The sequence below is a fragment of the Streptomyces sp. H39-S7 genome, assembly GCF_027158205.1.
Lineage (GTDB): Bacteria > Actinomycetota > Actinomycetes > Streptomycetales > Streptomycetaceae > Actinacidiphila.
Genome location: NZ_JAPVLU010000023.1, coordinates 25011 through 48152, shown reverse-complemented (window position 1 = coordinate 48152; position 23142 = coordinate 25011). Strand labels below are relative to the sequence as shown.

20 protein-coding genes are annotated in these 23142 nt (G+C 70.6%); 10 read left to right on the top strand and 10 right to left on the bottom strand.

Annotated elements, in window-relative coordinates; all coding sequences use genetic code 11:
- Nucleotides 1-2: 2 nt before the first annotated feature.
- From ccsB to hemL, 7 genes are all read right to left on the bottom strand, one after another.
- A complete protein-coding gene (gene ccsB / locus O3X23_RS22700; protein WP_269273323.1) occupies nucleotides 3-1076 on the bottom strand; it encodes a c-type cytochrome biogenesis protein CcsB in 1074 nt (357 codons plus the stop codon).
- A complete protein-coding gene (gene resB / locus O3X23_RS22695) occupies nucleotides 1073-2884 on the bottom strand; it encodes a cytochrome c biogenesis protein ResB (protein ID WP_269273322.1) in 1812 nt (603 codons plus the stop codon). Before resB ends, ccsB begins: the two co-directional genes overlap by 4 nt.
- Before the next feature lie 3 nt (nucleotides 2885-2887).
- Complete coding sequence (locus tag O3X23_RS22690; protein WP_443047938.1) at nucleotides 2888-3625, bottom strand: cytochrome c biogenesis CcdA family protein; 738 nt, start codon at nucleotides 3623-3625, stop codon at nucleotides 2888-2890.
- Between the two features lies 1 nt (nucleotide 3626).
- On the bottom strand, nucleotides 3627-4238 hold the full coding sequence (locus tag O3X23_RS22685; protein ID WP_269273321.1) for a TlpA family protein disulfide reductase: 612 nt from the start codon (nucleotides 4236-4238) through the stop codon (nucleotides 3627-3629).
- Between the two features lie 100 nt (nucleotides 4239-4338).
- Nucleotides 4339-5631, bottom strand: a complete 1293-nt coding sequence (locus O3X23_RS22680; protein ID WP_269273320.1) for a hypothetical protein — start codon at nucleotides 5629-5631, stop codon at nucleotides 4339-4341.
- A gap of 258 nt (nucleotides 5632-5889) precedes the next feature.
- Nucleotides 5890-6573 (bottom strand): histidine phosphatase family protein, encoded by a 684-nt coding sequence (locus tag O3X23_RS22675; protein ID WP_269273319.1) that lies wholly within the window; start codon nucleotides 6571-6573, stop codon nucleotides 5890-5892.
- 26 nt (nucleotides 6574-6599) lie between these two features.
- Nucleotides 6600-7907, bottom strand: coding sequence for a glutamate-1-semialdehyde 2,1-aminomutase (hemL, locus tag O3X23_RS22670; RefSeq protein WP_269273318.1), 1308 nt, complete (start codon nucleotides 7905-7907; stop codon nucleotides 6600-6602).
- A gap of 106 nt (nucleotides 7908-8013) precedes the next feature.
- Here hemL and O3X23_RS22665 point away from each other — a divergent pair, with 106 nt between their 5' ends.
- The 6 genes from O3X23_RS22665 (at nucleotide 8014) to O3X23_RS22640 (ending at nucleotide 15519) form a co-directional block, all read left to right on the top strand.
- Nucleotides 8014-8583, top strand: coding sequence for a hypothetical protein (locus tag O3X23_RS22665; protein ID WP_269273317.1), 570 nt, complete (start codon nucleotides 8014-8016; stop codon nucleotides 8581-8583).
- A 171-nt stretch (nucleotides 8584-8754) separates the two neighbouring features.
- Nucleotides 8755-9552, top strand: a complete 798-nt coding sequence (locus O3X23_RS22660) for a polysaccharide deacetylase family protein (RefSeq protein ID WP_269273316.1) — start codon at nucleotides 8755-8757, stop codon at nucleotides 9550-9552.
- A 122-nt stretch (nucleotides 9553-9674) separates the two neighbouring features.
- Nucleotides 9675-14414 carry a DUF6531 domain-containing protein gene (locus tag O3X23_RS22655; protein ID WP_269273315.1) on the top strand — a complete coding sequence of 1580 codons (4740 nt, stop codon included), beginning with the start codon at nucleotides 9675-9677 and terminating at the stop codon, nucleotides 14412-14414.
- Nucleotides 14407-14883 carry an Imm50 family immunity protein gene (locus O3X23_RS22650; protein WP_269273402.1) on the top strand — a complete coding sequence of 159 codons (477 nt, stop codon included), beginning with the start codon at nucleotides 14407-14409 and terminating at the stop codon, nucleotides 14881-14883. Before O3X23_RS22655 ends, O3X23_RS22650 begins: the two co-directional genes overlap by 8 nt.
- Complete coding sequence (locus O3X23_RS22645; protein ID WP_269273314.1) at nucleotides 14870-15277, top strand: Imm50 family immunity protein; 408 nt, start codon at nucleotides 14870-14872, stop codon at nucleotides 15275-15277. The genes O3X23_RS22650 and O3X23_RS22645 overlap by 14 nt, the downstream gene beginning before the upstream one ends.
- 77 nt (nucleotides 15278-15354) lie before the next feature.
- Nucleotides 15355-15519: a hypothetical protein gene (locus O3X23_RS22640; protein ID WP_269273313.1), complete on the top strand. Its 165-nt coding sequence runs from the start codon at nucleotides 15355-15357 to the stop codon at nucleotides 15517-15519.
- A gap of 21 nt (nucleotides 15520-15540) precedes the next feature.
- Here the strand turns inward: O3X23_RS22640 and O3X23_RS22635 are convergent, their stop codons facing one another.
- Nucleotides 15541-16509 (bottom strand): alpha/beta hydrolase, encoded by a 969-nt coding sequence (locus O3X23_RS22635; RefSeq protein ID WP_269273312.1) that lies wholly within the window; start codon nucleotides 16507-16509, stop codon nucleotides 15541-15543.
- 286 nt (nucleotides 16510-16795) lie between these two features.
- On the opposite strand from O3X23_RS22635, the gene O3X23_RS22630 reads away from it, so the two are divergent.
- Nucleotides 16796-17911 carry an alpha/beta hydrolase gene (locus tag O3X23_RS22630; RefSeq protein ID WP_269273311.1) on the top strand — a complete coding sequence of 372 codons (1116 nt, stop codon included), beginning with the start codon at nucleotides 16796-16798 and terminating at the stop codon, nucleotides 17909-17911.
- On the opposite strand, the gene O3X23_RS22625 is transcribed toward O3X23_RS22630, so the two are convergent.
- Nucleotides 17898-19193 carry a glycosyltransferase family 87 protein gene (locus tag O3X23_RS22625; protein ID WP_269273310.1) on the bottom strand — a complete coding sequence of 432 codons (1296 nt, stop codon included), beginning with the start codon at nucleotides 19191-19193 and terminating at the stop codon, nucleotides 17898-17900. The two genes, O3X23_RS22630 and O3X23_RS22625, sit on opposite strands and share 14 nt — an antisense overlap.
- Before the next feature lie 141 nt (nucleotides 19194-19334).
- Here O3X23_RS22625 and O3X23_RS22620 point away from each other — a divergent pair, with 141 nt between their 5' ends.
- Nucleotides 19335-20090 carry an SDR family NAD(P)-dependent oxidoreductase gene (locus O3X23_RS22620; RefSeq protein WP_269273309.1) on the top strand — a complete coding sequence of 252 codons (756 nt, stop codon included), beginning with the start codon at nucleotides 19335-19337 and terminating at the stop codon, nucleotides 20088-20090.
- Between the two features lie 55 nt (nucleotides 20091-20145).
- On the opposite strand, the gene O3X23_RS22615 is transcribed toward O3X23_RS22620, so the two are convergent.
- Nucleotides 20146-21339: an RtcB family protein gene (locus O3X23_RS22615; RefSeq protein WP_269273308.1), complete on the bottom strand. Its 1194-nt coding sequence runs from the start codon at nucleotides 21337-21339 to the stop codon at nucleotides 20146-20148.
- A 196-nt stretch (nucleotides 21340-21535) separates the two neighbouring features.
- On the opposite strand from O3X23_RS22615, the gene O3X23_RS22610 reads away from it, so the two are divergent.
- Nucleotides 21536-22309, top strand: coding sequence for a hypothetical protein (locus O3X23_RS22610; protein WP_269273307.1), 774 nt, complete (start codon nucleotides 21536-21538; stop codon nucleotides 22307-22309).
- Between the two features lie 100 nt (nucleotides 22310-22409).
- Nucleotides 22410-23090 (top strand): DUF3558 family protein, encoded by a 681-nt coding sequence (locus O3X23_RS22605; RefSeq protein ID WP_269273306.1) that lies wholly within the window; start codon nucleotides 22410-22412, stop codon nucleotides 23088-23090.
- Nucleotides 23091-23142: the final 52 nt, after the last annotated feature.

The window sequence follows — 23142 nt, the reverse complement described above, 5'->3', positions numbered from 1 at the left end:
CGTCAGACCCCGGCGTACGAGTGCTTGCCGGTGATGAAGATGTTCACGCCGTAGTAGTTGAAGATGAAGCAGGCGAAGGCGACCAGCGCCAGCGCGGCGGCCTTTCGGCCCTTCCACCCGGCCGTCGCGCGGGCGTGCAGGTAGCAGGCATACGCGACCCAGGTGATGAACGACCAGGTCTCCTTGGGGTCCCAGCCCCAGTACCGGCCCCAGGCGGCCTGCGCCCAGATCGAACCCGCGATGACGGTGAACGTGTACAGCGGGAAGACCAGCGCGTTCATCCGGTACGCGAACTTGTCGAGCGTCGCCGCGGACGGCAGCCGGTTCATGATGTTCGCCCAGGTCGGGTTCACCGCACGGCCGGCGGTCAGGGCCGCCTCGTAGTAGTCGCGGAAGAGGAACAGGAACGTGCCGACCGCCGCGAGGTAGAAGACCGCGCCGGAGATGATCGCGCACGAGACGTGGATCCACAGCCAGTACGAGTGCAGCGCCGGGACCAGCTGGTCGCTGTCGGTGTAGAGCACCGCGACGGCCAGGCCGAGGTCGAGCAGCACCGTGGTGGTGAGGAAGAGCCCGATCCAGCGGACCCGCTTCTTCAGCGCCAGCAGGGCCAGGTACATGCCGACCGCGACCATGCCGAAGGTCGTCGAGAACTCGTACATGTTGCCCCACGGCACCCGCTGCACGGAGGCGGCGCGGCACGCGACGGCGGCCAGGTGGAACACGAACGCGAGCACGGTCAGCGAGACGGCGATCCGCCCGTACCTGTCGCCGTCCGCGTCGGTGCCGGCGGCGCCGGGGCCGTCCGGGATGCCGCGGTCGCTGGCCGAGGAGCGGGTGACGACCTTGGGACGCTCCAGGGTGGCGGTGCCGCCACCGCGCTGGACGACCTCGATCGCGGGGGCCGCCGCGGGTGCGGTGAGCGCCGCCGCGGTGATGGCGACCCGGCTGCGACTGCCGAACACCCACTCGGCCATGTGCGCGAGGAAGGCGAGCGTGTAGACCGCCATGGCCGAATAGATCAGGTAGTTGCTGTAGTTCGCGAAGTTCTCATTGACCGCTGCCGCGATAGTCACGCGCGCGCTCCTTCGTCTGGCAGGAGAGGTTCCGAGGGGTCTGTGGTGGTGCCGCCAGGGCCGCCGGGTCCGCCGGTGTCCGCCAGCTGGGGCGCGTCCGGCAGGAGCTGGTAGGCGAGGTCCCCGAGCTCGTCGGCGATCTTCGCGGACTCGCTGCGGCCGAGACCGGCCAGCTCCACCACGGTCACCCCGTCCGCGCCCGGGGTGGCGCGGATCCACACCCGGCGGCGCTGGATGAACAGCGAGCCGGCCAGGCCCAGGATCGCGGCGACCGCGCTGCCGAGCGCCCAGCCGTTGCCGACCTGGTGGGAGACCTGGAAGCTGGCCCAGGTCTTGACGCCGTCGAAGGTGATGGAGCCGCCGCCGTCCGGCAGCTGCAGCACCTCCCCGACGGCCAGCACCTGGCGCAGCGGCTGGCCGTTCGCGGCCTTGTACTGCGTCAGCTTCTTGTCGTTGAGCTGGTACACGTTCTGCGGCACGCCGCCGTTCAGGCCCAGGTCGCCGTGGTACGCGGTCAGGATCAGCGCGGGGCGGTCGAGCGCGGGGAAGACCGAGTGCGGCCCCTGCACGTCGTCGATCACCATCGTCGGGGCGAAGATCCCGCTGAACGCCAGCTGGTCCTCGGCGCCCGCCTTGTTCCGGTAGTTGTCGGTGACCTTCACGACGCCGCGCGAGGTGAGGCTGCCGTCGGACGGCAGGAACGGCGTCGGGCCCTGGTAGACGACGGTGCCGCGGGCGTCCTTCACAGTGACGACCGGCGCGTAGCCGTGCCCGATCAGGTAGACCGACTCACCGTCGATCTCCAGCGGCTTGTTCACCTCGATCGAGGACTTGACCGGCTTGCCGTCCGCGCCCTTCCAGTAGTGGATGTTGGCGCGGAACGTCCGCGGGGTGCCCTTCTGCGGGCCGTTCCGCGCGTACGTGGCGTCGAAGCTGTCCAGCGAGAAGCCGAAGGGGTCCAGGTCGTCGGCGGTGTAGAACGTGCCGGGCTTGAAGTCGTCGTACTGCGTGAGGTTGTTGGAGAAGCCGTCGCCCTCGACGATCAGCTTGCCGCCCTCGCCCTTCCACAGCGCGCCGACCGCGAAGGAGATCAGCAGTCCGAAGAGCGCCAGGTGGAACATGAGGTTGCCGGCCTCGCGCAGGAAGCCCTTCTCGGACGCGACGGCGCCACCGGCCCGGTGGGTACGGAACCGGCGCCCGCGCAGCAGCTTCTGCGCGGCGTCCAGCACCTCGTCCTCACCCGCCGCGGTGCGCCAGGTCGTGTACGCCGGCAGCCGCGTCAGATTGCGCGGCGCGGCCGGCGGCCGGGAGCGCAGCTGGCCGACGAACTGCCAGCTGCGGGGCAGGATGCAGCCCGCCAGCGAGATGAACAGCAGGATGTAGATCGCCGAGAACCACGGCGAGCTGTACACGTGGAACAGCCCGAGCCGCTCGTAGATCGGGGTGGCGTTGGGGTGCACGTCCTTCCACGACTGCGCCTTGACCTCGTCGACGCTGGTCTGCGGGACCAGTGAACCGGGGATCGCGGCCATGGAGAGCAGGAAGAGCAGGAGCAGGGCGGTCCGCATCGACGTGAGCTGCCGCCACATCCAGCGCAGCCAGCCGACGCACTCGCGCAGCGTCCAGCCGATCGCGCCGCGCCGACCGGGCCTGCGCACGCCGCCGAAGGAGCCGGGCACCGCCTGGCCGAGCTCCTCGACCGGCGCCGTCGACAGCTGCGCGCCCGCCGACCCGTAGTCGGCGCCACCGTCGGCCGCGACACCTTCCTCGGCTTCGCGGGCGGTCTTCGGCCCGGATTCCGTACTCATGAATCAGACCCCAGGGGTGAAGTTGGCGGACCAGCTCTGCAGGGAGACGACCATGTCGTCCCACACGCCGGTGAGCAGGAGCACGCCGACCGCGACGAGCATGCCGCCGCCGATCCGCATGACCCACACATAGTGGCGCTTGACCCACCCGAACGCGCCCAGTACGCGGCGGAACGCCACCGCGGCGACGATGAACGGCAGGCCGAGGCCCAGGCAGTAGAAGACGGTGAGCAGCGCCCCGCGCCCGGCACTCGCCTCGTTGAACGCCAGCGCCTGCACGGCGCCCAGCGTCGGGCCGACGCACGGCGCCCAGCCGACGCCGAAGAGCACACCGAGCAGCGGCGCGCCGACCAGGCCCATCGCGGGCTTGCGGTGGAAGCGGATGTCCCGCTGGGTCAGGCCGCCCAGTATCCCCATGAACGCGAGGCCCATGAGGATCGTGGCGACCCCGAGCACCTGGGAGATGATCTCCTTGTGCTCCTGCAGCCGCAGCCCGAAGTAGCCGAAGAGCGCGCCTCCGGAGACGAAGACCGCGGTGAAGCCGAGGACGAACAGCGAAGCGCCGGCGACCATCCGGCCGCGCCTGGCCTCCGCGAGGTCCGCGCCGGACGTGCCGGTCACGTAGGACAGGTAGCCGGGCACCAGCGGCAGGACGCAGGGGGAGAAGAACGAGACCAGGCCGCCGAGCATCGCGATCGGGATCGCGAGCAGCAGCGCCCCGGAGGAGACCGTGTCGGTCACGTCACTTCTCCGCGACGATCGGGTCGAGGGCCTGGTGCAGCTTGTCCTCGCCGACGGGCATCAGGATCCGTACGGCGACCTTGCCGTCGCGGTCGATGATCAGGGTGCTCGGGATGGCCTGCGGCATGAGGCTGCCCTTGGGGAACTTCAGGATGAGCTTCCCGATCGGGTCGTAGAAGCTCGGGTACGGGACGTGGAACTGCGTCTCGAACGCGTGCGCCCTGGCCTTGTCGGGATCGCGCGTGTTGATCCCGACGAACTCGACGCCCTTGGCCTTGGTCTCGTTGGCCACCTTGACCAGGTGCGGTGCCTCGGCCCGGCAGGGGGAGCACCACGCGCCCCAGACGTTGAGGACGACGACCTTGCCCTTGTAGTCGGCCAGGTTCAGCTGCTTGCCGTCGATCGATGCCCCGGAGATGGCGGGGGCGGGGCGCCGGTCGGCCTTGGCCGCCCGGGAGATCTCACCCGAGCCGCCGACGAAGTTGGTGCCGCTGCCGCCGGAGGCGGTGCCGCCGCCGGAACAGGCCGAGAGCGCCAGCGCCGACACGGCGATCCCTGCCAGTGCCACGGCACCGCGGAGGGGGCTGCGTCGGCCAGCGCGCGTAGGACTCATGTGAAAAGTTTCGCATGCGTCGTCCGTCGATCTTTCGCGCCCCCGACACCGACGCCAAAAGCGGCAATTGCCCCAAGTAAGGATCAGGTAGCGGAAGCGCCTACGGGGTGGGCGCCATCATCGGGGACGCAGGGGAGCCGGGCGAACCGGCCGTGCCCTCCGCCGCCAGGTACGACGCCCAGCCGCCCGCCGGCTTCTGACCGACGTCCAGCCGACGCAGCTTCCCGAGCACCTTCGGGTCCTGCGCGTCGAGCCAGTCCACGTACTGCCGGAAGGAGACCACCCGGACGTCCTTCTTCTCCTGGCCGGCGATGTGACGGAACGCCTCCTCGACGGCGTTCATGTAGATGCCGCCGTTCCACTTCTCGAAGTGGTTGCCGACGTAGAAGGGCGCGCGGTTCGTCTCGTAGGCCCGCTGGAATCCCGCGATGTACGAGGCGGCGGCCTGCCGCTGCCAGCCCGGGTAGTTGCCCGGGTCGCTCTGGGTGGCGTTCTTCGACTGGTTCGCCAGCATGTTGTAGTCCATCGACAGGACCTCGAAGGAGTGGCCGGGGAACGGGATGAGCTGCAGCGGCAGGTCCCAGAGGCCGCCGCGCTTCTCGGGCCACACCTGCCGGCCGCCGGGCGAGCTCGCGTCGTAGCGCCAGCCGAGCTTGCGCGCGGTCGGCAGCAGGTTGTCCTGGCCGAGCAGGCACGGCGTGCGGGCGCCGATGAGTTCCTTGTCGTAGTCGAACGGAAGCGGGGCCTCGTCCTTCAGCCCGGTGTTGGTCTTCCAGTTCTTGACGAACGACTTGGCCTGGTCGATCTCGCTCTGCCACTGGGTGGGCGTCCAGTTCCCGACGGTGCCGCGGCCCGAGCAGAAGTGCCCGTTGAAGTGCGTGCCGATCTCGTGGCCCTCGGTCCACGCCGCCCGGATGTTGTCCAGCGTCATCTTGATGTGCTCGTCGGTGAGGTAGCCGATGTCCGACGCGCCCGGATTGTTGTTCGGCGGGTCGTACAGCCGCTTCTTCGACTCCGGCAGCAGGTACAGCCCGGAGAGGAAGAACGTCATCGACGCGCCGTGGTCCTTGGCCAGCTTGCGGAACCGCGGGAACAGACCGTTCCCGACCTCGGCCGCGCCGTCCCACGAGAAGATCACGAACTGCGGCGGCGTCTGCCCCGGCTCCATCCGCTCCGGCTTCGGCTGGCCCGGCTGCGGTCCGGTGTTCGCGGTGGAGCCGTCCCCGATCAGCTGGATCGTCTGCTCCGGCTCCTTCTGACCCGTGGCCGTCCCCGGCTTCGTGCCGTTGCCACCGGTCTTGCCGCCGTCGCCCCCCGAGGAGCATCCGGCAGCCGCACCGACCGCGACTCCGGCGGTGGCGGTGAGCAGACTCCTGCGGGTCAAGGCGCTCATGTACATCCCCATTTCTCGGGCCTCATGGCTGGCGATCACGAAAAAGGTGGCCACCATCCATGACGGCCGTCACAGCCGTACGGTTACCGAAAAGTCAGAAAAATCCCACCGGTTCGCTCTAGTGGCGCACGCGAAGTGCCGCAGGAACACCGGATTGACCCATCGGACCGGCCCTTTCGGCAGGTCCGACAGGCCGACCCGATGACCCGATGACCCGATGACAGCCGGATCGCGGCAGCCGGATCGCGGCAGCGCCGGCTACGCGCCGAAAGCCTTCGATCCGCCCTTGACGGGCTTCGCGCCCGCCAGCAGGTGCGCCGGCACCAGATCGCGGGCCGGCTCCGCGTAGCCGACCGACACGATCTTGTCGCCCTGGTAGGTGAAACTCGTCACACTCGCCAGCGTGCACTGCCGCTTGCGCGGGTCGTGCCACAGCCGGCGCCGTTCGACGAAGCTGCGGGCGATCCAGATCGGCAGCTGGTGGCTGACGCAGACCGCCTCGTGACCGCGCGCCGCGTCCCGTGCCGCGCCGAGCGCCGCCATCATCCGCACGACCTGGTCGACATAGGGCTCGCCCCAGCTCGGCTTGAACGGGTTGGTGAGGTGCTTCCAGTTCGACGGGTTCTTCAGCGCGCCGTCGCCGACCCCGAAGGTCTTGCCCTGGAAGACGTTCTCGGCCTCGATCAGCCGCGCGTCCGACGCGACCTCCAGCCCGTGCGGGGCCGCGATCGGCGCCGCGGTCTCCTGCGCCCGCTCCAGCGGGGACGACACCACGTGCGTGATGTCGCGCCCCGCGAGGTGCTCGCCGACCCGCTCCGCCATCTTCCGGCCCACCTCGGAGAGGTGGTAGCCGGGCAGCCGCCCGTAGAGCACGCCCGACGGGTTCTCCACCTCGCCGTGCCGCATCAGGTGGACCACGGTGATCTCTGTGTCGTCAGTCATGCCGCTCATCTTTCCGTCATCCCCGTTCATTCCGTCGCCTCGGCCGCGGCACGCGCCGCGGCCGGCAGCGCCGCGGCGATCCGCTCGATCGCCGCGTCGTCGTGGGCCGCCGAGACGAACCAGGACTCGAAGGCCGACGGCGGCAGGTAGACGCCCTGCGCCAGCATCGAGTGGAAGAACCCGGTGAAGCGGAACGCCTGCTGCCGCTTCGCCTCGTCGTAGTTGGTCACCTGCTCGTCGGTGAAGAACACCGAGAACATGTTCCCGGCCCGCTGCACCCGGTGGGCGACGCCCTCCTTGGTGAGCGCCTCGCCGACCAGCGACGACACCCGCTCGGACACCGCGTCCACGGTCGCGTACACCGCGTCGTCGCAGAGCCGCAGCTGCGTCAGGCCCGCCGCGGTCGCCACCGGGTTACCCGACAGGGTGCCCGCCTGGTAGACCGGGCCGGCCGGTGCGAGACGGCCCATGACGTCCGCGCGGCCACCGAACGCGGCGGCCGGGAAGCCGCCGCCCATGACCTTGCCGAAGGTCATCAGGTCGGGTTCGACACCGTCGAGCCCGAACCAGCCGGCCTTCGAGACGCGGAAGCCCGTCATCACCTCGTCGGAGACGTAGAGCGCGCCGTTCTCCGCGCACAGGCTCTTCAGCCCGGCGTTGAAGCCCGCCGCCGGCGGCACGACGCCCATGTTGCCGGGCGACGCCTCGGTGATCACACACGCGATCTCGCCGGGGTTCGCGGCGAACGCCGCCCGCACGGCCTCAAGATCGTTGTACGGCAGCACGATCGTGTCGCCCGCCTGCGCGCCCGTCACCCCGGGCGTGTCCGGCAACCCGAACGTGGCAACCCCGGAACCGGCCGCTGCCAGCAGCGCGTCCACATGACCGTGATAGCAACCGGCGAACTTCACCACCTTCGCCCGGCCCGTGAAGCCGCGCGCCAGCCGGATCGCCGACATGGTCGCCTCGGTCCCGGACGACACCAGGCGGACCTGCTCCACCGGGCCGATCCGCGCCACGATCTCCTCGCCCAGCAGCACTTCCCCCTCACCGGGGGTGCCGAAGGACGTACCGCGCGTCACCGCCTCCTGCACGGTGCGGACCACCTCCGGGTGCGCGTGGCCGAGGATCATCGGACCCCACGAGCACACGAGGTCGACGTACTCCCTGCCGTCGGCGTCCGTCAGGTACGGACCCTTCCCGGACACCATGAACCGGGGCGTACCGCCCACGGCGCGGAAGGCGCGCACCGGGGAGTTCACACCTCCGGGCGTCACAACGGCAGCTCGGTCGAACAGAACCTGCGAAACTGGGGCTTCGTACGGATAGCTCACAGGCACATGCTCTCAAACGCCGGGCGTTGCGCGCGCAGGTCTCGACCCGGCATCTGAGACGATGATCGGGTTGCGCGGTTGGGTCTGTGAATGGTCGGGTAGTGAAATGCAGCGCGGTGGCGAACTGGGCGAGGGAACGGGCGACCACGAGCCCGACCACGCCCGGCCCACCGGCAGGCGTCGTCGGTCCTCCGATCGCGATCGCAGAGCAGCCGCGGAGAGTGGGAGCAGGGGTGGCCGAGTGGGGGTGACCTACAAGTACTTCGGGGCACCCGATGGCGCCACAGCCGCCCGGGTCCCGATCTCCATGCGCCCCGAGGAACTCGGCGGCGACGAACTCGGCAACGGCATGTACACCAAGGTCAAGCCGGAGACCATGGCCGCCATGGTGCTCACCGGCATCGAGGGCATACCCCCGGCCAAGGTCCCGCCGCTGGAACTCGTCGTCCTCCACCCGGACTACGCCGTCGTCAAGCTCCCGATGAGCGTGGTGGAACCCCTGCGCAAAGCCGGCGAAGAAGAACTCGGCGCCGCCGCCTTCATCTGGTCCACCGTCCCGGACCGCCGCGGCCCCCGAGACGCCTTCGTCATCTATCAGATGCTCCACGAGTGGCAGGGATTCGCCTCCCGCTGCCACGAGGCCGGTCACCAGCTGTACTGCCTGGTCTGGCCCTGACCGGGCCCTTCTGACGATCCGCGCCCGCCTTGCGTGCAATCTCCCGGATGTACAGGTGCGTATTCGCGCCACGGCAGGTTTTCGCCCGGCGGGGGACAAGTCGGGTGTAATCGGCGACATCACCCCCGATGTACCGCGTCCGCTCCGGCTCCGCTCCTACGCTGCCGTGCCATGACCCAGCGCACCGCTCTCCTGACCGTCATCGCCGCCCTCATGGCGATCGTCGCGTCGGCCGCCGCCCCCGCGACCGGGCGGACGGCCGCCGCGGCGCCGGCCGCCGCCGTATGCCCGTCGGGCGGGACGGACGCTCCCGCACTCCCCGCGAACCTGCTCGGCCGGGTGGTCCGCACCCTGCCCGTCCAGCAGCAGATGGTCGCGCTGACGTTCAACGCGGCGTGGGACGAGACGGGCCTGGACACCGTCCTGAAGGTGCTGCACGACGCCAAGGCACCCGCCACGTTCTTCCTGACCGGACAGTTCGCCGAGGCCCACCCGGCCGCCGCCCGGGCGATGGCGGCGGCGGGGCACGGCATCGCCAACCACAGCTACAGCCACCCGCACTTCGACGAGCTCACCTGCGAGGGGCGGGAACGCGAGGTGCGCCTCGCCGACCAGGCGCTGCGCACAGCGATCGGGACGGCGCCGCTGCCGTTCGTCCGGTTCCCCTACGGCGAGACCACCGCGCAGCAGGTGACGGAGGTCAACGCGCTCGGCTTCGCGGACATCGAGTGGACCACCGACACCAACGGCTACCTCAACACAGCGGGTGGCATGACCGTGCAGAAGGCCGTCACCCGCGCCCTGGACTCCCTGACGCCGGGCGAGATCATCCAGATGCACGTCGGCGACCCCAACGAGCGCCCCACCATCCTCGACGCCCAGGCCCTCCCCCTGATCATCGACGCCGTCCGCGCCCGCGGCTACGAGATCGCCGACCTCCGCACCCTCCTCGCGGCGCCCCCCGCGTAGCGGCCCGCAACCGGCCGGAGGCGACCTGCGTCCCTACCTGCTGTGAGCTCGGAGCCTCCCGATGACGCGAGTGATCGAAGTGAGAGGGTTGCGGGAAGGCGGCAACACACGGGGAGCAGGGAATGGCGAATCGTCCGACGGATTGGCATGTGCTGGATCTCGACCGGGATCCGGTGCCGGGCGATCCGTTCGAGGTGAAGGAACTCGCCCGCAAGCTGGGTGACTTCGCGGACGACGTCTCCTCGGCCCTGCGGTCGGTCAAGGGGTTGAGCGGCAACAACGCGGTCCAGGACTGGGCGGGACTCGCCGCCGACGCGTACCGGGAGCAGTTCGGCGACCTGCCGGGCGAACTCGACAAGCTGGAGAGGTCCTACCGGCTCGCGTCGGGCGCTCTGGAGACGTACTGGCCGAAGTTGGAGACCGCGCAGGCGGACGCCGACCGGGCCCTGTCCCAGGGCCGCGCGGCGCGGCAGGACCTGGACGCCGCCAAATCGACGCAGAACAACGCGACCGACTGGGTGAAGCGGGCGGGCGACAAGTCCAAGGAGTACCAGGCCGATCCGAAGCCGGGTGTGGAGCCGCCGTCGGCGGACGAGGTCCGCACCGCGACCCGGAACGCCCTGGACGCCTCGAACGCGCAGAAGTCCGCGAACTCCGCCGTGCACGACGCGCAGCAGCGGCTGGACGCGGCCAAGGAACTCGCCGCACAAGCGGCCCATTTGCGGGACACCGCCGCGTCGACGGCCGAGCACGCGCTGCACGAGGCGTCGGACGCGGGCATCAAGAACAAGCACTGGTGGGAGAAGGCGGTCGACTGGGTCGCCGACCACTGGGACGAGATCGTCGCCGTCTGCAAGGTCATCGTCGCCGTCCTCGGCATCCTCGTGATGATCATCGGCGGACCGCTCGCCTGGCTCGTGCTCGCCGCCGCCCTCGTCGTCCTCGCCGACACCCTCGTCAAATACGCGCAAGGAAAAGCCAGTCTCTGGGACGTCGCGTTCGCCGCCCTGGACTGCATCCCCGGTTTCAAGGGCCTGACGACCCTCGGCGGCCTCGCCAAGGCGGCCAAGAGCCTGCCCGCGCTCCTCAAGAGCGGCAAGGCGCTGCAGAACGTCGCCAACGGCGTACGCAAGGGCGCGACCGCGGTGCGGCAGGTCGGGAAGGACCTCAAGGACGGGTTCACCTCGCTGCGCAAGGGCGCGGCGAACGAGGCCAAGGCGGGCCGGCAGGCCGACGGCAAGTGCCTGAACGGTGACCCGATCGACATGATCACCGGCGAGATGCTCCGGCAGGAGCGCGATGTCGACCTGCCCGGCCTGCTGCCGCTCAGCCTCCAGCGGACCCATCTGTCCGGCTACCGGTCCGGCGGCTGGTTCGGGCCCAGTTGGGCCTCGACGATCGACCAGCGGCTGGAAGCGGACGGCGCCGGCATCACGTTCGCCGCCGAGGACGGGATGATCCTCGTCTACCCCGTTCCCGGACCCGGTGTCGCCGTGCTCCCGACGCAGGGGCCGCGCTGGCCGCTGGAGTGGGACGGAACTCCCGGCTCCGCCATCCGCATAACCGATCCGGTGGCCGGCCGGACCCGGCACTTCGCCCCGGTCGTGAGCCCCGGGGCGGGCACCCGCTTCACCCTGCCGCTGCGCGCCATCTCCGACCGCAACGGCCATCGCATCGAGTTCGAGCGCGCCGACGACGGCACCCCCACCGCGATCCGCCACTCCGGCGGCTACCACCTGGCCATCGACACCGACGGGGGCCGGATCACCGCGCTGCGCCCCGTGAACCCGGTCGGCCCGCACAGCGCGATGGAGGAGGCCCCGGCCGGAAGCGGCACGGGGGCCGCGGCGGGCGTGGAGCCGGAACCGCCGCTGCGCGGCTTCCGCTACAGCACCGCGGGCGACCTCACCGAGGTGGTCGACGCGGCAGGCCGCTCCCTGCACCTGGAGTACGACTCCGGCCACCGCATCACCCGGTGGGTCGACCGCAACGACAGCTGGTACCGCTTCGAGTACGACGAGGCCGACCGCTGCGTCCGGGGCGAGGGGGCCGACGGATTCCTCGACTGCACGATCACCTACGACCCGCAGACCCGCACCAACTCCTACACCGACTCCCTCGGCCGGACCACCGTCTACCGCTACAACGAACGCCTGCAGCTCACGTCCACCACCGATCCGCTCGGCCGCGCCACGTACAGCGAATGGGACGCGCGCAACCGGCTCCTGGCGAGCACCGACCCCCTGGGCCGCACCAACCGGCGCACGTACGACGAGATGGGCAACCTCACCTCGGTCGTCCGCGCCGACGGGACATCCGTCGCGTTCCGCTACAACGAGCTGAACCGTCCGGTCGCGAGCCTCTACCCCGGCGGCGCCCGCTGGGAGCACACCTGGGACGACCGCGGGAACCTGCTGACGACGACCGATCCGCAGGGCGCGGTCCGGTCCTACGAGTACGACGCGCGCGGCCATCTGGCGGCGGTGACCGACCCGGCGGGCAACACGCGGTACAGCAGGGCCGACGCGGCGGGCCTGGTCGTGGAACTGGCGGATCCGGCGGGTGCCGTCACCCGCTTCACCCGCGACATCTGCGGACGGGTGACCGAGGTCGCCGAGAGCACCGGAACCGCGGGAGCGGCCGGAGGCACCTCGGCGGCCGTCACCCGGATCGGCTGGACCGCCGACGGAAAACCGTCCTGGCGGACGTTTCCGGACGGTGCCGACGAGAGCTGGACGTGGGACGCCGAAGGGCAGCTGGTCGCGCACCGCGACGCGTCGGGCGGCGTCACGCGCTTCGAGTCCACCCACTTCGCGCTGCGTTCGGCCCGCACCGCCCCGGACGGCAGCACCCTGCGGTTCTCCTACGACACCGAGCTCCGGCTGCGGTCCGTCGCGAACGCGGACGGCCTGACGTGGGACTACGAGTACGACCCGGCGGGCCGGCTCGTCCGGGAGAGCGACTTCAACGGCCGCACCCTCAGCTACCGTCACGACGCGGCGGGGCAACTGGTCGAGCGCGTCAACGGCGCCGGCCAGGCCATCCGCTTCAGCCGGGACGTCATGGGGCGCGTCGTGGGCCAGGCGCACGGCGACTCGGTCACCTCGTTCACCTACGACGCCGCGGGGCGGGTGCTGCGGGCCGTCAACGCCGACGCCGACGTCACGATGGAGCGGGACGCGGCCGGCCGGCTGGTCGCCGAGTCCTGCAACGGCCGGACGCTGGCGAACACGTACGACGTCCTGGGCCGCCGCACCGTGCGGCGCACCCCCTCCGGACTCGACAGCAGCTGGAGCTGGCGGCCCGACGGCCGGCCCACCGCGCTGAGCACCGCCGGACACACGCTCGACTTCACCTACGACGCCGAGGGCCACGAGGTCGAACGGCGGCTGGGCGGCGCGGCCACCCTCGTCCAGGAGTGGGACGGAAACCGCCGGCTCACCGGGCAGACCGTCACGACCGGGTTCCCGGAACTCGGCGGATCCGCCGTCGACGACCCGGCGCAGGTGCTCCAGCGGCGCATCTACAGCTACCGGGCCGACGGCTACGTCACCGCGGTGGACGACCTTCACGCCGGCAGCAGCCGCTACGAGCTGGACCCGGTCGGCCGGGTGACGGCCGTACGGTCCGAGGGCTGGACGGAGAGCTACGCCTACGACGGTTCGGGCAACGTCAGCCACGCCGGCCTCGGCGACCTCGCCGCCGCGGACAGCTCGGGCGAGCGTGCCGTCACCGGCACCCTGATCCGGAGCGCCGGGCGCACCCACTACGCCTACGACGACCAGGGGCGCGTCGTGCGCCGCAGGGTCAGACTGCTGTCCGGCGGGGGACGCGACTGGCACTACACCTGGTCGGCCGACGACCGTCTCACCGACGTCGTCACCCCCGACGGCCGCCACTGGCACTACCTGTACGACGCGCTCGGCCGGCGGATCGCCAAACAGCTGGTCGGGGCGGACGGCACCGTCCTGGAGCGGACCGACTTCTGCTGGGACGGCAGCCGGCTGGCCGAGCAGACGCGGGACGGGCGGACGACGACCTGGGACTGGGCGCCGGGCTCCCACCGGGTGCTGTCCCAGACCGAGCGGTCCGTGCGGACCGCGCGGACCGGCGCCGCGGGCGGAACGGACGCCACCGGCGCTGCGGGCGCGCCCCAGGCCGAGATCGACGCGCGGTTCTACGCCATCGTCACGGACGTGGTGGGAACACCCACCGAGCTCGTCGACCCCGACGGCTCCATCGCCTGGCGGCACCGCACGACGCTGTGGGGCGCGCCGCTCTCCGCCTCCGGCGCCGCCGACTGCCCGCTGCGCTTCCCGGGGCAGTACCACGACGACGAGACGGGGCTGCACTACAACCTCTTCCGGTACTACTCCCCCGAGACCGCCGCCTATCTGAGCCCCGACCCGCTGGGCCTGGCACCCGCCCCGAACCACCACGCCTACATCAGCAACCCGCTGGCCTGGATCGACCCGCTCGGCCTGGAGTGCGGCGATCCGGTGCCGAGCTACGCCGAGGTGAAGGCCAGGGCGTTGCGGGAGGCCGGGGTCCCGGAGGGCCAGGAGCCCTGGGAAGTGCGCGAGTGGGTACCCTCGACGGGCCCGGAGTGGCAGGGCAGCCCCCAGCTGTTCGACGCGGAGCACAACGCGATCTACTTCAGGGAAGAGGACCACCTCACCGAATCGGGTGACCTCATCACCTTCCAGGACCACCACACCGGTCACCGGGAGCCGGGCGATCCCGGCCGCCAGGAGCCGCACGTACACGTCAGGCCCGCCGACGAACCACGGAACGGGCAGCTGCCGGGATGTGAGGAGCATTACTACTATGACCCGAGCCTGGGAAAGCCTGTTGGTGAATAGACCGGCGCTGGAGGCGTTCTACTCGCCCGTCCCCGCGCTGGAATCCCTCACGGTGCGGTCCGTGCACCTGGACCGGCGGGGGCCGACGCTGATCCTGCGGTTCGACCTGCCGCGGTTCCCTGACGCCCCGCCGCCCGAGTGGGCGGCGGCCGGGTGCGACACGTTCCAGTGCCAGCTGCGCTTCCTCGCCGTGGCGGACGTCGTCATGCGCGGCTGGAGCCCGCCGGTGACCGCGGACGTGGTGATCGAGGAGGAGGAGAACCGGCGGATCCGGGTCGGGATGCGGGGCGCAGGCGCGGAGTTGGCGTTCACCAGCAGCGACTCCCTCACCGTCGGACACCTGAGCGCCTACGCGCGGTCCGACGACGGGACGGACGCCGGACCGCGGCATTTCGTGGGCAGGACCGACCAGTTCCGCTGGAGCACCGTCCCCGACGTCTGGGAGAAGAATTTCTATGAGCGCGTCTGACTGGCCCGAGCTCCTCGACGATCCCGGCCTCGTCACCGATCTCTTCGCGTCCGCTCCCGACCTGTCGCAGTGCGGCCTGTTCTATCTGCACATCGACGAACGGGATACCGCGATCACCCTCGGCTTCGAACTGGATCGACTTCCGGACCAGCCGCTTCCGGAATGGACCGCGAAAGGGCTCAACGCGTTCGAGATGTTCCTTTCGTTCACCGGCGTGTCCGGACTGGTGATCGACGGATGGACGTTCGCGTTCAAGGAGACCGTCTCCGTGGAGCGGCACCCGGACGGCGGAATGCGGGTGGAGATCTCCGGGCCCGGGGAATCCGTGGTGTTCCATGCCCGTGCGGCCACGCTCGTGAAAGCGCGGGCCTATCTGGCCTCGCGCAGCCAATGATCCGGGCCAAACCGTGATGACGCCATTCGGGTGCCTTGGGCGCGACAGGCACCGGACCAGTCGCTACCGTGCCGCATATGGCTACATTCCCGACATCCGGCACGATGGCGACCGGCCGGCAGCCGTCCGCCCCACCCTTCGCCCGGCCCGTGCTCGCGCTCGCCGCCGTCACCGGATACGCCCTCGACGCCTACTGGCGCGCCACAGCACTGGTCCGGCGCGCCCTCGCCTTCCGGCGCTGAACAGAGCCGAGCCGGCCGCCGTCACGCCGCCGGCGTCGGCGCCCGCAGGTGGTCACTGATCCACTTCATGGAGCCCTGCCCCATGCCCCGCAAGTAGGAGATCCCGTCGTGCCGGCCGCCGACGATGGTCTGCAGACGGGTCCTGACCGGACCCTTCCCGTACCCCGCGATGAACTGCCTGACCTTCGCCATCTCCCCCCGGCTCTCCTCGGTGCCGACCTGGAAGGCCAGGTAGACCTCCGGCCCGCGCCGGTCGATGAGCCGCTGCGCCAGCACCTGCGGGTTGTTCGCCTGCTTCTCCTTGAGGTGACCGCGCCACAGCGAGGAGTCCGGCACTATGTCGGGGCCGCTCACTATGGCCGCCTTGAACGTCTCCGGGTGCTGGAGCACGCTCTTCAGGGCGCAGAAACCCCCCGACGACGAGCCCATGAAGGCCCAGCCGTCGCGGCTCGCGAACGTCCGGAAGTTCTCCCGCACCAGGTCGGGGACATCGCTCGTCATCCAGGTGCCCATCTTCTGCTGACCCGGGATGTCACTGCAGTCGTGGTAGTGCGGCCCCGGATTCATCACCGGCATGACCACGATGAACGGCAGCCCGCCGCCCTGCGCCGACCACCGCGCCACGTCCTCCTGAAGACCCAGGTCGCCGCGGATCCAGTAGTTGTACGGAAAGCCGTAACTGCCCGGCAGGGCTATCAGCACCGGGAACGCGCTCTTCGCGTACCGCGGGTCGTAGTACTGCGGCGGCGCCCACACCCACACCTTGCCGGTGAACCCGGACTTCTTCCCCCGGTACGTGGTCATACCGATCTTGGTGCCGCCCGCCAGCGTCGTCCGCTGATCGGTGAACGACGCGTGCGCGCCGGACAGGATCGATGAGGCCGTCCCCGCCGCCGTGTGCGGGAAGTCCGGGCCGCCGCCGCGGAACGGAAGAGGCCGGGAGCCGTAACCGGCGAAGAGGAGCAGCACCACAACGGCCGCCACTGCCATGGGCCAACGTTTCACGGGGCAGGTCCCCCTTCATCCGGCCCGACAGGGCGGAGCGACGCTTACGCCTGTTGTGATTCCGGATCTTTACCCAACGTTCCGGCCCGCCATGGTGCCGTGGGTCACATCACGCCCGTTGCCCGTGACCGGCGTGACCCTCGTCCCAATTCACCGGGAGAGGCAGCGCAACCCCCACCGCCCGAATTCCGTCTCGTCATGTCGAGAGGCTCATAAGCGGGTGGAACGCCGGGCCGGGGCACTGCGCCCAAGATTGGGAATCGAGATTCTGATGAGCCTGACGGGGACCCCGTTCTTCCTCTGCACGATCCTCCTCGTGCTGGTCGCCCTGGCGCTGCCGCTCACCCTCTGGAGCCGGCTGCGCGGGCCGCGGGCCGTGCGGTACGCGGCCCGGTTCGGCATGCTGCTGCTCTGCCAGGTCACGTCGGTGCTCATGGTCTTCGTGATCGTGAACAACTCCAACAGCCTGTACGACAACTGGGAAGACCTCCTCGGCACCGGCACCCACGTCCAGGCCACCGCGGACCTCGGCCCCGACGGCGGCGCGGCGCAGGCCAGGCGCGAACCGCGGATCGAGCAGAAGTTCAAGCAGGCCAAGGGCCCGAACATGGCCGACGTCCAGCAGGCCGACCTGAAGGGCCGGGTCTCCGGCGTCCAGGGCGAGGTCTACGTCTGGCTGCCGCCGCAGTACAACGACCCCGCGTACAAGGACAAGAAGTTCCCGGTCGTCGAACTGCTCCCCGGCTACCCCGGATCCGCCAAGGCCTGGTACGGCACCCTCAAGGTCCAGTCGCAGCTCAAGCCGCTGATGCAGAACGGCAGGATCGCCCCGTTCATCCTCGTCTCACCGCGCACCACGCTCCTCGGCGGCCAGGACACCGGCTGCGCCAACATCCCCGCCAAGGTCAACGCCGACACCTGGCTGAGCGTCGACGTCCGCCGCATGGTGACCGACAACTTCCGCGCCCAGGACAACGCCGCGGGCTGGGGCGTCGTCGGATACTCCGCCGGCGCCCACTGCGCCGCGCGCCTCGCCATCGAGCACCCCGACCGGTACGCGGCCGGCGTCAGCCTCTCCGGCTACAACAACCCCGGCGCGGAGAAGGACTCCCTCACCGCCAAGGACCCGGTGCTGCGCGAGAAGTCCAACCCGCTGTTCATGCTCCAGCACGCCGCGCACCCGCCGCACACGTCGCTCTACGTCTCCGGCGCCTCGGGCGACGGCTACCAGGACGGCGTGGCCCTGCGGAACGCGGCGAAGGCACCCACGAAGGTCAAGGTGGTCCAGATCGCCGAGGGCGCCGGCGGCCACGGCACGAGCGTCTGGAAGTCCCAGGTCCCCGACGTCTTCCGGTGGCTCACCGAACAGGGCTTCAAGGCCCGCTGAAGCCGGCGGTGCCGGGCGCACCATCCCCCGTGACGCCCGGCACCGTCACCCGCCACAGCCGCACCGCGGACAGCACCGCCGCCACCAGCAGGATCAGATCACGCGCCGCCAGCAGCAGCGCCGCCAGGACCGACCCGCCGAGCAGATCCCGGAACAGGTACGGGAACACCGCCGTCGTCAGCACGCACGCGGCCAGCAGCAGCCACGCCACCGGCCGCTGCGTCGTCGCCCGGTGCAGCAGGCACACCGCCGCCAGGCCCACCAGCCACACCATGTACTGCGGGCTGATCACCCGGCTCGTCACCACGAACAGCAGGACGGCCGTCAGCGCCGCGTCCGGCAGCACCCACGCCTCCGTACGCCCCGCCCCCGACCGCACCCGCCACAGCAGCAGCCACCCGAACGCGACGACCGTCAGGGCCGCACTCACCCGCGCCACCACCCGCACGTACGGGCCGATGAACTCCATCGACCCGTCGTGCGGCGCCCAGTGCCCCGACCAGCCGAAGTGCCGCGCCAGGTGGAACGGCAGCGCCCCGAGCGACTCCACCTCGATGCCGCGGTCCCCCTGATACGTCAGGAACGACAGGGCGCCCGGCATCGCCAGCAGGAATCCCACCGTCACCAGCACCGCGGACAACACCGCCACCGGCCACGACAGCCGGGTGCGCCGCCCGCGCGCCGTGCCCACGAGCAGCAGCACCGGCCACACCTTCACCACCGCGCCGATCCCGACCAGCACCCCGAACACCCGGTCCGCCCACACCCGCCGCGTACCGGCCGCCAGCAGCGCCCCCACCGCGACCGCCGTCACCATCACGTCGAACCGGCTCCACGGCACCGTGCTCAGCAGCGGCAGCCCCGCCACCCACATCCACGCGCCGGCGACACTGCGCCGCCCGTCCGGGTACCGGGCCGCGTACACCAGCGCCGCCAGCACCACCGCGTCACACACCGCGCACAGCACGATGAACGCGTGCGAATAGTCCAGGAACGGCACCAGCCGCGGAGCGAGAACCGGCAGCGCGGCACCCGGCGGGTACTGCCAGGACACGTCGTCGTGCGGGAAGGAGCCGGAGCTCAGCACGTCGTACCACCCGCGGTACACCTTCGACACGGACACGTCCACGCCGTCGTCGCTGCGGAACGGGCCGAGCCGCAGCGCCGCGGTCACCAGCACCAACCGGGTCAGCAGCCACACCCCCACCGGCCACAGCAACCGCCGCCCGGCCCGTCCGGCCTGTCCGGCCCGTCCGGCAACCACCCGCGTGCCCGTGCTCACCACTGAACCGATTCCTCCATGAACAACACGGGCACCCCGCTCCCACGATGCTAATGAAGATCCGAACCGGCCGCCGGACGCCACCGACCCGCCGCCTATGCTCGACGGGAAAGCCATCCCGCAGTCGAAAGGCGCCGTGACATGAGCATCCGTACCGCAGTGGTCACCGGGGCGAGCAGCGGCATCGGTGCCGCGACCGCCCGCAAGCTCGCCGCCGCCGGCTACCACGTACTGCTCACGGCCCGCCGCGCCGACCGCCTCGAAACGCTCGCCAAGGAACTCACCGCCGCCGGCCACTCGGCGGCCGCCCACGCCCTGGACGTCACCGACCGCGCGGCCGTGGACGCCTTCGCCGCCTCCCTCGACCGCTGCGACGTCCTCGTCGCCAACGCGGGCGGCGCCCTCGGCGCCGACACCGTCGCCACCTCCGACCCCGCCGACTGGCGCGCGATGTACGAGGTCAACGTGATCGGCGTCCTCAACATCACCCAGGCCCTGCTCCCGGCCCTCACCGCCGGCGGGGACGGCACGGTCGTCGTGCTCTCCTCCACCGCGGGCCTGGCCACCTACGAGGGCGGCGGCGGCTACGTGGCCGCCAAGCACGGCGCGCACGTCATCGCCGAGACCCTCCGCCTCGAACTGTGCGGCGACCCGGTCCGCGTCATCGAGATCGCGCCGGGCATGGTGAAGACCGACGAGTTCGCCGTCACCCGCTTCGGCGGCGACACCGACAAGGCCGCCAAGGTCTACGCGGGCGTCGCCGAACCCCTCTCGGCCGACGACGTCGCCGACACCATCGCCTGGGCCGTCACCCGCCCCGCACACGTCAACATCGACCTCCTGGTCGTCCGCCCCCGCGCCCAGGCCTCCAACTACAAGGTCCACCGCGAGAACTGACCCGGACGTGCCGGTGGGGGCGGGTGATCACCCCCGCCCCCACCGGCCGCACCGTTCAGCCCTTGACGCAGACGACCTGCTTCAGCTTGGCCACGACCTGGACCAGGTCCCGCTGCTGCTCGATGACCTTCTCGATCGGTTTGTACGCGCCCGGGATCTCGTCGACGACACCGGAGTCCTTGCGGCACTCCACGCCCCGCGTCTGGTCCTCCAGGTCCCGCGTCGTGAACCGCTTCTTCGCCGCGCCCCTGCTCATCCGGCGGCCCGCGCCGTGCGAGGCGGAGTTGAACGCGTCGGCGTTGCCGAGGCCCTTCACGATGTACGAGCTGGTGCCCATGGAGCCCGGGATGATCCCGAACTCGCCGGAGCCGGCCCGGATCGCGCCCTTGCGGGTGACGAGCAGGTCCATGCCGTCGTAGCGCTCTTCCGCCACGTAGTTGTGGTGGCAGCTGATCACGTCGTCGAAGGTCGGCTTGGCCTTCTTGAACTCCTTGCGGATCACGTCCTGGAAGAGCGCCATCATGATCGCGCGATTGCGCTTGGCGTACTCCTGCGCCCAGAAGAGATCGCGCCGGTAGGCCGCCATCTGCGGGGTGTCGGAGTTGAAGACCGCGAGGTCACGGTCGGCCAGATCCTGGTTGTGCGGCAGCTTCTGCGCCTCGCCGATGTGGTACTCGGCGAGTTCCTTGCCGATGTTCCGGGAGCCGGAATGCAGCATGAGCCAGACAGAGTTGTCATCGGCGATCGTTACTTCACAGAAGTGGTTGCCGCCGCCGAGCGTTCCCATCTGCTTTGTGGCCCGTTCATGACGGAATTTGACCTCTTTCGCCAGTCCGTCGAACCCCGCCCAGAACTCGTCCCACCCCGCCGTCGGAAACCCGTGCATGCGGCGCGGGTCGACCATCTCCTTGTGCATGCCACGCCCGACCGGGATCGTCTGCTCGATCTTCGACCGGAGCCGCGACAGATCACCCGGCAGGTCGTTGGCGGTGAGGGAGGTCTTCACCGCGCTCATGCCGCAGCCGATGTCGACGCCGACCGCCGCCGGGCAGACCGCGCCGTGCATGGCGATGACGGAGCCGACCGTCGCGCCCTTGCCGTAGTGGACGTCCGGCATCACGGCGAGACCCTTGATCCACGGCAGCGACGAGACGTTGCGCAGCTGCTGCATCGCGCCGTCCTCGACGGAGGCCGGGTCGGTCCACATGCGGATCGGCACCCGGACGCCGGGCACCTCGGTGTAGGACATCTCCATCCCCCTTCTCGAACGGACAAATAGGCACAACGAATCGCGCCGCGATGACATCAATAATGTGGACGAAACGTCCGATAACCCCAGAGGGCCACGCAGCCGCGTCAGCAGGTGCGGTAGACATTGTGTCCACGGCACGCACGCGCGCGCCAAGGGATTTCGGGGCACCCCCCCGGTGGAAGGAGCCTGGCCAGTGCAGCCATCGCGAGGACTGCTGGGCATCGTCTGCGCGGCCGCACTGGCCGTTTCGGGGCTGAGTGCCTGCACCGCGGACGGCGGTAAGGACCCGGCGGCGGTGGACCCAAAATCCGCCGTCGGCGAGCAGAAGATCGCCCCCGCGCCGCCCGGCAAGTACCGCAAACTGCCGGAGCCGTGCGGCTCGCTCGACCCGGACGCGCTCAAGAAGCTGGTGCCGAACGCCCCGGAGTACTCGGGCGCCGCCGAGCTCACCTACGACACCAACCGGCGGGTCGGCTGCACCTGGGCCGGTGAGACCTCGCAGGGCAACCGCTATCTGCAGATCGACTTCGAGCGGGTCGTGTCCTACGACCCCGGGGTCAGCGACGAGGCGCAGGCGCAGTCGGACTACGAGGCCAAGGTGCTGAAGGCCGGCATCCAGGCGACCCCGAGCGCTCCCGTGACGACGGCGCCCGTGCTGCCGACCGGCAGCCCGGCCGGCCTCCCGGGCCAGAACCCCGTCGGCACGCCGACCTCCCCCTCGACCTCCCCCGATCTCGCGCCGCGGCTGCTCGCCGAGGTCGGCGACGCGGCCTTCATCGACGACGAGCTGATGACCCGCGACTCGGGGGTCCACCGTGACATCACTCTCGTTTTCCGTACGGCGAACGTCCTCGTGACGATCTCGTACGCGCAGTGGTCGGCGGACAAGGCCACCACCCCGCAGAGCGCTGACCTGCAGCAGGGCGCGGAGCAAGTGGCGGACGCCCTCGTCAAGACGATCAAGTGAGCCCGGATCGTCCGATAACGGGCGCCCCGTAGGCTGTCCGTTTCCCGGCACCCCGGCCGGCCCCGCCCCTCGTCGGAGCAATGAAGTGAGCGAAGGACCCATGCACCGTTCAGCACCGCGCATCGCCCGAGTTCTCGCCTGTGCCGCCGTGCCGGTACTGCTCATCGCCGGCTGCTCGTCGGGGTCGGACTCGCCCAAGAAGTCCCCGGACGCCTCGGGCTCCGCCAAGACGTCCGCCTCGGCGGCCCCCGCCGCGGCGAAGTTCACGAAGCTGCCGGACCCCTGCAAGACGGTCCCGGCGGCCACCGTGGCGCGGCTCGTCCCGAAGGCGAAGAGCGCGGCGGGCACGCCGGCGAAGTCCGCGGACGCCACCGCGCGCGGCGGCTGCTCGTGGAACGGACTCGACGGCTTCCAGTTCCGCTGGCTGGACGTGGCCCTGCAGCGCTTCGACTCGGCGAACGGGGTCGGCAGCGGCGAGGAGCAGGCGAAGAAGCGCTTCACCGAGCAGGTCGCCGTGGCGGGCGGGCTCAAGGGCGCCACCTCTACGAAGGCGGACGGCGTCGGCGACGAGGCGACCGTGGTCAGCGCGCCGGTGGAGAAGGACAAGCTGCGCTACCAGGACGAGACGGTGATCGCGCGGACCGGCAACGTCATCGTGATCCTGTCCCACAACGGCGCGGGTTTCGAGGACGCGAAGACTCCGGCGGCCGCTCAGCTGCTGAAGGACGCGGTCGCGGCGGCGAAGGAGGCCGTGGCCTCGGTCGCGGCGGCGAACGCGTAACAACTCCGGTCGTACCTGTGCCGGTATCGGCGCCTTTGCACGACCTGGCCCG

Excerpts from the sequence above, each read along its gene's own strand:
- resB (WP_269273322.1), bottom strand. The coding sequence starts at position 2,884 with ATGAGTACGGAATCCGGGCCGAAGACCGCCCGCGAAGCCGAGGAAGGT.
- O3X23_RS22685 (WP_269273321.1), bottom strand. The coding sequence starts at position 4,238 with ATGAGTCCTACGCGCGCTGGCCGACGCAGCCCCCTCCGCGGTGCCGTG.
- O3X23_RS22680 (WP_269273320.1), bottom strand. The coding sequence starts at position 5,631 with ATGAGCGCCTTGACCCGCAGGAGTCTGCTCACCGCCACCGCCGGAGTC.
- O3X23_RS22675 (WP_269273319.1), bottom strand. The coding sequence starts at position 6,573 with ATGACTGACGACACAGAGATCACCGTGGTCCACCTGATGCGGCACGGC.
- O3X23_RS22665 (WP_269273317.1), top strand. The coding sequence starts at position 8,014 with ATGCAGCGCGGTGGCGAACTGGGCGAGGGAACGGGCGACCACGAGCCC.
- O3X23_RS22660 (WP_269273316.1), top strand. The coding sequence starts at position 8,755 with ATGACCCAGCGCACCGCTCTCCTGACCGTCATCGCCGCCCTCATGGCG.
- O3X23_RS22655 (WP_269273315.1), top strand. The coding sequence starts at position 9,675 with ATGGCGAATCGTCCGACGGATTGGCATGTGCTGGATCTCGACCGGGAT.
- O3X23_RS22645 (WP_269273314.1), top strand. The coding sequence starts at position 14,870 with ATGAGCGCGTCTGACTGGCCCGAGCTCCTCGACGATCCCGGCCTCGTC.
- O3X23_RS22640 (WP_269273313.1), top strand. The coding sequence starts at position 15,355 with ATGGCTACATTCCCGACATCCGGCACGATGGCGACCGGCCGGCAGCCG.
- O3X23_RS22635 (WP_269273312.1), bottom strand. The coding sequence starts at position 16,509 with ATGGCAGTGGCGGCCGTTGTGGTGCTGCTCCTCTTCGCCGGTTACGGC.
- O3X23_RS22630 (WP_269273311.1), top strand. The coding sequence starts at position 16,796 with ATGAGCCTGACGGGGACCCCGTTCTTCCTCTGCACGATCCTCCTCGTG.
- O3X23_RS22620 (WP_269273309.1), top strand. The coding sequence starts at position 19,335 with ATGAGCATCCGTACCGCAGTGGTCACCGGGGCGAGCAGCGGCATCGGT.
- O3X23_RS22615 (WP_269273308.1), bottom strand. The coding sequence starts at position 21,339 with ATGTCCTACACCGAGGTGCCCGGCGTCCGGGTGCCGATCCGCATGTGG.
- O3X23_RS22605 (WP_269273306.1), top strand. The coding sequence starts at position 22,410 with ATGCACCGTTCAGCACCGCGCATCGCCCGAGTTCTCGCCTGTGCCGCC.